This window comes from Peribacillus sp. NPDC096622, assembly GCF_044762665.1.
GTDB classification, from domain to species: domain Bacteria; phylum Bacillota; class Bacilli; order Bacillales; family DSM-1321; genus Peribacillus; species Peribacillus frigoritolerans_B.
Genome location: NZ_JBIWES010000044.1, coordinates 1 through 8,349, shown reverse-complemented (window position 1 = coordinate 8,349; position 8,349 = coordinate 1). Strand labels below are relative to the sequence as shown.

The 8,349-nt window shown below is 32.1% G+C and carries 7 protein-coding genes; 4 read left to right on the top strand and 3 right to left on the bottom strand.

Annotated features, from left to right (window positions below; translation table 11 throughout):
- Nucleotides 1-380 precede the first annotated feature (380 nt).
- Nucleotides 381-641: a hypothetical protein gene (locus tag ACIQYG_RS26525; protein ID WP_402844477.1), complete on the top strand. Its 261-nt coding sequence runs from the start codon at nucleotides 381-383 to the stop codon at nucleotides 639-641.
- Between the two features lie 438 nt (nucleotides 642-1,079).
- Here the strand turns inward: ACIQYG_RS26525 and ACIQYG_RS26520 are convergent, their stop codons facing one another.
- On the bottom strand, nucleotides 1,080-1,550 hold the full coding sequence (locus ACIQYG_RS26520) for a DinB family protein (RefSeq protein WP_034313229.1): 471 nt from the start codon (nucleotides 1,548-1,550) through the stop codon (nucleotides 1,080-1,082).
- 613 nt (nucleotides 1,551-2,163) lie between these two features.
- On the opposite strand from ACIQYG_RS26520, the gene ACIQYG_RS26515 reads away from it, so the two are divergent.
- Complete coding sequence (locus tag ACIQYG_RS26515; RefSeq protein ID WP_402844473.1) at nucleotides 2,164-3,273, top strand: HesA/MoeB/ThiF family protein; 1,110 nt, start codon at nucleotides 2,164-2,166, stop codon at nucleotides 3,271-3,273.
- Nucleotides 3,274-3,296: 23 nt separating this feature from the next.
- On the top strand, nucleotides 3,297-4,532 hold the full coding sequence (locus ACIQYG_RS26510; RefSeq protein WP_402844471.1) for an MFS transporter: 1,236 nt from the start codon (nucleotides 3,297-3,299) through the stop codon (nucleotides 4,530-4,532).
- Nucleotides 4,533-5,016: 484 nt separating this feature from the next.
- On the opposite strand, the gene ACIQYG_RS26505 is transcribed toward ACIQYG_RS26510, so the two are convergent.
- Both ACIQYG_RS26505 and ACIQYG_RS26500 read right to left on the bottom strand, forming a co-directional pair.
- Complete coding sequence (locus ACIQYG_RS26505; RefSeq protein WP_402844468.1) at nucleotides 5,017-5,868, bottom strand: isocitrate lyase/PEP mutase family protein; 852 nt, start codon at nucleotides 5,866-5,868, stop codon at nucleotides 5,017-5,019.
- Nucleotides 5,869-6,016: 148 nt separating this feature from the next.
- Complete coding sequence (locus ACIQYG_RS26500) at nucleotides 6,017-6,886, bottom strand: aminoglycoside phosphotransferase family protein (RefSeq protein WP_402844465.1); 870 nt, start codon at nucleotides 6,884-6,886, stop codon at nucleotides 6,017-6,019.
- Nucleotides 6,887-7,814: 928 nt separating this feature from the next.
- Between ACIQYG_RS26500 and ACIQYG_RS26495 the strand changes: the two genes are divergently transcribed.
- Complete coding sequence (locus tag ACIQYG_RS26495) at nucleotides 7,815-8,201, top strand: DUF3888 domain-containing protein (RefSeq protein ID WP_402844463.1); 387 nt, start codon at nucleotides 7,815-7,817, stop codon at nucleotides 8,199-8,201.
- Nucleotides 8,202-8,349: the final 148 nt, after the last annotated feature.

Genomic DNA, 8,349 nt, shown 5'->3' with positions numbered 1-8,349 from the left:
AGGGTTATTTGGCATGGCCAAAAATAGTATATCATAAGGGAAATGAAAATATTAGAGAAAGATATTGACATCCTATTAGCTGGTTTACTTCAATATCAGGAGCTGTTCAGCAGCTCTTTTTTGTATGGAACTATCGGGGCAGGTTAAATTAAGCAAAAGATGGGCGTGACGATAAATGAAAATATACAGAATTGCTTTGTTTCCAATAGTTTCTTTTATGTTAGCTGGAGTAATCTTATTATTATTGCTTTTTGTGGATATAAAAGGTTTTCTCCAACATCTTTTTGTCTTTATTTCTCTAATATTATTATCGTTTGTTTTTTCAGGGTACTCTTTTTATCTTTTAAACAAAAGAAAACAGGGTAAGGCATTCTTTTGGGATGGTAATTGACCTAAACGGCAATAAAGTGTATTGGAATGAAATTGAAGACATTAAGTTTTTAAAAAGCAGTGTTACTAATATGAGGTCTACTGTTATTTACCCTCACTATACAAATCAAGAAAAGATTAGAATTCGTCGTAATAAATCAATGCCCACTCCTGCACATTCAATTGATTGGTTTTTAATTGAAAAGCCAAAGGAATATCATAAAAATTTAATGAAAACCTGGAAGGAAAAACAAGGGGTTTTGTTGGACTAATGTGCAAGTTAGTAAGATTGTGAAAGCTTGTACTTAAACTAACGGGTGCGTTAGTTGATTAAGGACCAAAAAAATGATCAATCTTTTTTATAAAAGAATAATCCAATTAAATATTATAAGGGCATGTTTTGATTAATCTTTTTTCAAAACATGCTCTTTCTATTTATTCATTTATCAAGGTTTCTTGGATTAATTTGATCAAACTTTGTTTCAAATCTACATCTCAATATGGTGGAGGTCTTTCTTGGCATTATAGGTGTAAGGATTGTGGTGGGTTCTTTGATACTGGCAAACTTTTTGGAATGAAGAAAGTATGTACGAAATTGGATGGGCTGTACTGGATTTATGTCAATGTTTTCATCCTAAAACTCCTATACCCCTCTAGAGATTTCCTGCATTTTCTTAGTTATCATAGTTGAGATTACAGGAAGTTTCGTATTAATCCCAAATATTAGGACGTTCAACTTCCATTGTCCTTAAATAATCTAAGAGTTGCCCTGTATGCACTGCTTCATGATATGCGATACGCATTAACATATCTCCTAATGAACGAACATACCCTACATCAGAGCGATCAATTTTAATTAGACTTAGATCTTCATTAGAAAAGGAATGAACGGCAAGTAAAAATTGTTTGTGATAAATCTCTGCAAAATCTAATTCATCTTCAATTGATATATACGGTCTTTTTTCAAATGGAGAATGAAAATCCTTCACACTTCCTCTATTTTCAATAGCTAGATAGTAATAATACTCAGATTCTAATACGTGACGAACCATTTCTAAACATGTCATTGCCATCTCATCTGGCTTCCAATTTAATTTGTCACTAGAAATTGCTTGCCATACAGTAATACTTCGTCTTCTAGTTTCTTTTAGGTTTAATACTAAGAAATCAATAGTGTTCAATTATATTTCTCCCTTCTATTCAACCTTATAAATTAAGTTTACTAGAGTCTCTGAATAAAATGCAAAGGTTCGTTCTTTTATTTGGATATATTCCCAAAATAAATCTTTCTGTAAGTGAGGGGGGTCAACGAAATGCTTCATTTCAAAATAAATATTTTCGTATAAATTAGAATGAAATCCAACCATTTTTGTTAACAAGGTATTATGACGTAAACATAGGTTAATCGTACCCATAAATTGTTTTTTTGTATTTAGTATTTTTTTCCTGTTATTCAATAAATTACTATAAACTTATTGAATTTTTATTTAATTGGTAATATTATGAAAATATCTCAGAGGGATGGAGGTGTTAAGTATGACAGTTAAAGTTCAAAAAACTAGCAAAAAAGCTGCAGTTTTATACAGTTTCCCAGGTTAATAATTATTCATTCTATTATTACATATACGGGGGGTGTTAAACATGACAGTTAAAGTTCAAAAAACTAGCAAAAAAGCTGCAGTTTTATATAGCTTCCCAGGTTAATAATAGCTAAATGTATAAACTTCAAAAATTTTAACAATAGGGAACTATCGTCAGATAGTTCCCTATTTAAGTAAAATGGAGGATTTTTAAATGGTCAAACCTAAATTTAAAGAAACTATCCCTGTGTTTTTTGTAAATGATGAAATACATATAGGTGAAGAAGATGGAGTGGCAGGAATCATTGAAGATTCTAATGGTAGTATTAAGTATTTAATTTCATTAATCGATGGGGAAAATACTATTGATGAAATTACCGAGAAAGTAATACTGAAATTTCCAAATATTACATCTCAAGAAGTACATCAAGCCATTAAATCATTAGATGAAGAAAAATATTTAGAAGACAACTCTATCAGTCCTAAAGTAATGGGAGAATATGAGAAAGAACGATATAAGGCAAATTTAAACTTTTTTTCACTTTTTACATCTTTAGAAGATAGTAAGTTTGAGATCCAAGAAAAAATTATGAATACTAATATTGCGTTGTTAGGTATTGGGGGTTTGGGTAGCCAGATACTATACCATCTAGCAGCATTAGGATTTCATAACATAAACGCATTAGATTTTGATATTTTAGAGTTAAGTAATTTTAATCGACAGTTGTTATATTCAGAAGAAAACATCAATGAATTAAAGACGGAACTTGCTAAGAAGAGAATTTCTAAGTTTAATCCTAATGTAAACTTAAATATTACAAACAAACGGATAGAATGTGCAGAAGATGTTATGAACCATATTAAAAATAGTGAATATGTCATTTGTGTAGCTGATAAACCAACATTGCATATTCAAGACTGGGTAAATGAGGCTGTAGTCAAGTTAAGAAAACCTTTAGTTTCTGGTGGAGTATTAAATACTAGAGGGCGTTTTTATTCTATGATACCTGGGGAAACTGGTTGTGTAGAATGCCATAAACAGACTGTAATAGACAGTGATGGAGCTATTGATGATCAACTTAATAATATGAATCAAGTAAACTTCCAGAGAAATAATGCAGCAATTAGTCCTAATGTAGCTATGTTAGCTGGAGCTATTGTTAATGAATTTTTAGGACTAGTTACTGGTATTAGTAAGCCAAAGTCATTAGGTAAGATGATGGAATTAAACTTTTCGACATACCAAACATATTCTATTTCAGAGTGGGAAAGACAAAAAAAATGCCCTGTTTGTTATTCAATACCTGTAACATTAACTCAGTAAATATATTATAAAAAGGGGTAAGTATGAAATCTTATCAAGTATTAAGAAACAAAGACTTTTTATTTTTATTTCTTAGTGCTACAACTAGTAAATTGGGCACTTCTTTTTTTCAAGTTGCATTACCTTTATTAGTTTATGAACTAACAAAATCACCAAGTTTAATGGCTTTTACTTTTGTGTTAGAGATAATTCCTCAAGTTTTATTTAGTTTGATAGGAGGAGTATTTGCAGATAGAATCAGTAAAAAGAACATCTTACTGATAGGAGATATTATCTCGGCTATTTTAGTTATTGTTATTCCTATCTCAGCACTAATGAATCATTTAGAGGTTTGGGTTATTTATGTTATAGCATTTTTATTATCTTCTGTTAGTGCATTTTATCATCCTAGCTTTGAATCTATAGTTCCAGAAACCTTGCAAGGAAAAAACTTAATTCAAGGGAATTCTTTATTTAAATTATCTGAAACTCTAACTACTTTTATAGGGCCTTCTATAGCTGGTATTTTAATAGCTGTAATTGGAGCACATAACCTATTATATTTTAATTTTGTCACTTATTTCTTTTCAGCGATGTTTATTGGTTTTATAGCTAATAAATATCAGAATAAGAATATCGTCAATACATCAATTATTGTTTCTATTAAAGAAGGTATTGATTACGTAGTTAAGACTAAAAAAATATTAATAGGTACTATTTTTATATTTTTAGTTAATTTAGGATATGGAGCAATGGAATCTTTATTCATGTTTTACCTAAAAGGTACGTTGAATCTTTCTTCTCAATATATTGGATTAGTGTTTTCTTTACAGACACTAGGATCATTTTTGGCCATTTATTTCGCCAATAAGTTAAACAAATTACCTAGAGGGAATGTAATCATAATAGCTGGAATCTTAATAGGGTTAGGTCAAACAGCATTAACAATGTCTCAAGGACTGTTAATAATATTAATAGCGTGTAGAATAATAATTGTAGGTTCAGTTACTTTATTGGCAATTAATTGGTTTACTTTACGACAAGAAGTAGTTCCATCTCCTTTACTTGGTCGTGTTATTAGCTCAACGCGCATGTTAGCCTTTTTGGCTTTACCTTTCGGTGGAATGCTGTCAGGTATATTTGTTGAATATGTAAATGTAGAAGTAATATTTATTTTAGCTGGCCTTCTTACGGTAATAGTATCTCTTATAGGAATTAAAACGACATTATTTCAAAAAAATCAACATGTTAATAATGGAGTAACTAGTGGAACTGATTGAATAAATTAAAATTTATTTACTGTACACAATGTCATATACTAAGTTCCTTTATATTATTCGCTAGTAATAACTCTTGAAGATTGAAGATTAAGAAACGAAAGCCACATTGCATATGCAATGTGGCTTTCGTTTGTTCTGGTAAAAGACTTCAAGACGGATGGTACTATTCTAAAAAAGGTGTGTGATCAGTTAATATGGAAGCATTATCAGCCTGACATTATTTTATTAATGGTAAGATGGTACCTACGTAGAACCTCGATTTCTTAGTGCTGAGGGTTTGTTACTTTGCTAAATAAGAGAACGTCACAACTCGGCAGCTAAAAATATGGATTGTCACTAAAAATCTAAAAAATAAGTTATCTATAATTGCTGTGGAAGGATTTTTACTTCGCTTTAGGAGATAATAAAGAAAATTTAATTTGATGAGCATGTGGTTAGATCTCCTAATTTGAAAATACCATTCTGCCAACTATTTATTTTTTTTTTACATATCTGTGCTTGGCTTTATCAATTCAGCCACATCTTTATATGTGATAACGTCGTCAATCATTCGCTGAAAATTTCCATGATTAATAATATCTTCACTAATTTTTCTTAATAATGTTACCGTGGCTCTAAAAGGTGCAGACCCACTACTAATTCTCTCAATTCCAGTTTCAGATAGCCGATTCAAAGAAGGTGTACCTTCCCCAGCTAACAAGTTAATTGGACAAGAAATTTCCTGTCTAAGCTTTTCAATGGTATCAATATTTTTTACACCAGGAATAAAAATACAGTCTGCCCCTGCTTTTTGATAAGCTTTTGCCCGATTAATGGCAGACTGAAGCCGAAACACAGAGTCACCAATATTTAGCCAATACAGATCAGTACGTGCATTGATAAATAAAGGCATATTCAACGATCGGGACAGTTCATTGATTGCAGATATTTTTTCGGCTTGTATTGAAACATCAAAAATTGGATCCTCCGGATTTCCAGTCCCATCTTCAAGGTTAATTCCAACCACTCCAGTTGAAATAATCTGTCTAACGTTTTCTACCACTTCCTCAATTGAAGTTCCATAGCCAGCCTCAATATCAGCGCTTACAGGAACATTCACAGAATTGACAATCATTTTGAAAGCTTTCATCAATTTTTCAAACGGAAGGTTCTCACCATCTGAATAACCTAACGAAATTGCCATACCTGCACTAGTTGTACCAATCGCTTTAAATCCACTTTCTTGAAAAATTCTGGCACTACTTGCATCCCAAGCATTTGGCAGTACAAAAGTAGATGATTGGCTATGAAGCTGCTGAAATGTATGGAATTTTATAGATCGATTCTGATCATTCATAAAGTATCTCTCCTTTTCCAAGTAACTTTCACTACTTTTCATTCCTCTATAAGTTTATTGTAAGCCATAATCATATTTTTTAAGTATCATCGAAATAGGGAATGCACAAGGAGTGAATGAACTATGATCTCGAATTTATATAACTCAATTATAATACTTTTTTTAAAATCTCTAGGTTTTCTTTGATGAATTCTTGATGCTTTGTTGCCTCTCGTATCTTACTCCATCCAATAGAACAAAATGCATCATAAAAAGTATAGAACGGCAGAATTTTTTGTAGATTAATCATAGGACGAACCGAATTATAGCCTTGTATGTATGATTCTTTTGTATTTGGTTGTTTACACCAAATATCACGATTAATTTTTGTGAAATCATTTTCTGTTGAGCCTAAACGTGCACTTTCGAAATCAATAATTCCTTTCACATTATTATCCTTTACTAAAATATTTCCGGGTCTAAAATCCATATGTATTAAACAAGGACCATCTGGTGTTGGTAAAGAATAAAAATACTTTTCGAAATAGTGTATACTTTTATCAAATAAATCTTTCGATAAAATCGCCTTTGTATGCTCAGAAAAGTACTCAAATTTTTGTTGAATGAATGCTCTCCATTCTTCTGGCTGATATCTTTCAATAGTATCACTTTTTTTAAAGAACGTTGCAGGTATGGAATGCAGCTTTGCGTGACTTAAGCCTATCTCATATGCTAATGCTTTATCGATTGTCTTTGTACATATTTCTCCATCTATTGCCTCTAATAACAATGCTCCAGGTATCACATCATTTCCTTCCCAAAAATCTAGTACTCTGGGCGTATTTAACTTATCTTGGAGTATTTGAAGAAATTCGTATTCTCGCATTAACTTAGTCTTTGAATAGGGGATTTTAACAAAAACTTGTTGTTGATTGTTTAAAAGTAATTTATAGACAGTTGAGCTATACGACTCTGGAACACTGCTAATTGATAAAACATTCAATCGAAATTGCTGAATAACTTGTTGTAAAATTCCCACTAGAATTTATTCCTCCCTAATTGTCGTTTCCTTTATTTTCCTCATAAATCATTGTATCGTAAACAGCGAGAGTCTACACTAAATAAATGCTCTAGTATCAGCTCATATTATTAAACAATTTTATTGTCTGCATACCAATGCTATCTTCGAGTGGAGATAGCTTTTTTACTGTCTTAAAATGCAAAATAGGGGTAGAGTCACATATCCATCAAGGTAAGAAATCATAATACCCCCAGAACGAAAATTTTGTGCATATTCCTCGTTTTTATCGTTTTGGGGTAACTCGTTATTGTTAGCTTGAAGGCAATGTGGTGATACCCCATTTAAAAGTAAACGTAAAATAGTGCCCACCTATTTTACGTTTTTTAATTATGGGATTGGTAATGAAATAAAATAAAAAGTTTGTGAAGTAATCTACTTAAACTCCCATGAAAATTAAAAAAGCTCAAAATCCAGAAAAAAGCACAACAAAATAGACCCAGTAAAAACGCTTTTTAAAAAAAGGCTGAGCCTTATGAGTAATCTGATTGAGTTTGGTAAATCGTTAAACAAAAACCTCCAATCATTGCAAATTAAGTGAAGGCTAGCGCGACGACCAAAAAAGGATTAATCTCCCATGAGTGCTACCCATAAAGGGCGCGACAGTCGGTGGTACACCGTGGTCGTCGGAGTCAGACTAACGGATGGGCTCAAAGGCACCATAGTGCAACGACCTTCTTCGCCAGCCATAAAAACATTATCGACATAGAGGCCAATTTTCATTCTCTGTGTGAAGCGCTGATTTTTGCGCTTCATGTATGGCTAACGGGTGCGTTAGATGAAGGTCAGAGCTTCTTTAAGGCAGCTTTTTCATCATTCACTAACTGGGGAAAAATAACATAATTGAATAAAACTTTACAGTTATTAGGAAACTAAAGTGGGTGATAAAATGAAAAATTTCGCAGTAATGCTTTTGATAGCAATATTTTTAATAAGCTCTAATAAGCCAGTTTATTCAAAAATAATAAATGAAGCTGATACGGAACTATGTGAAACACTTAAATATACACTTATAAATAGCCTTAGACAATCAGTAGATAAAGCAATTGCTGAAATATATAAAGATGATAAGGGTGCACCAAGTAATCTTACTTGGGCTTCGTATGACACAGAAATACTCAAAATTAAGCAACTGTACGGAGTTGGTGGAGAGTATGAGATAACTCTAAAAGTCCACCCTTATTATGATGCTCATAATAGTTATGGAATAGATGAGGTTGTTGTAGATACAATGGGTGAGTTAATAAATTATAATCACATAAAAACATATCCCTGAACTTCAACTAACGGATGCGGTCTTCATTAAGAAGGATCGCTTTTTCTTATGGCACTAACGGGGCAGCATTCCTGTTAGAAGGATGTTCGGGGTCTTGAAAGAAAAAGAGCCCTCTTGTATGATGCATGAGTGTCAACGACCATTGACC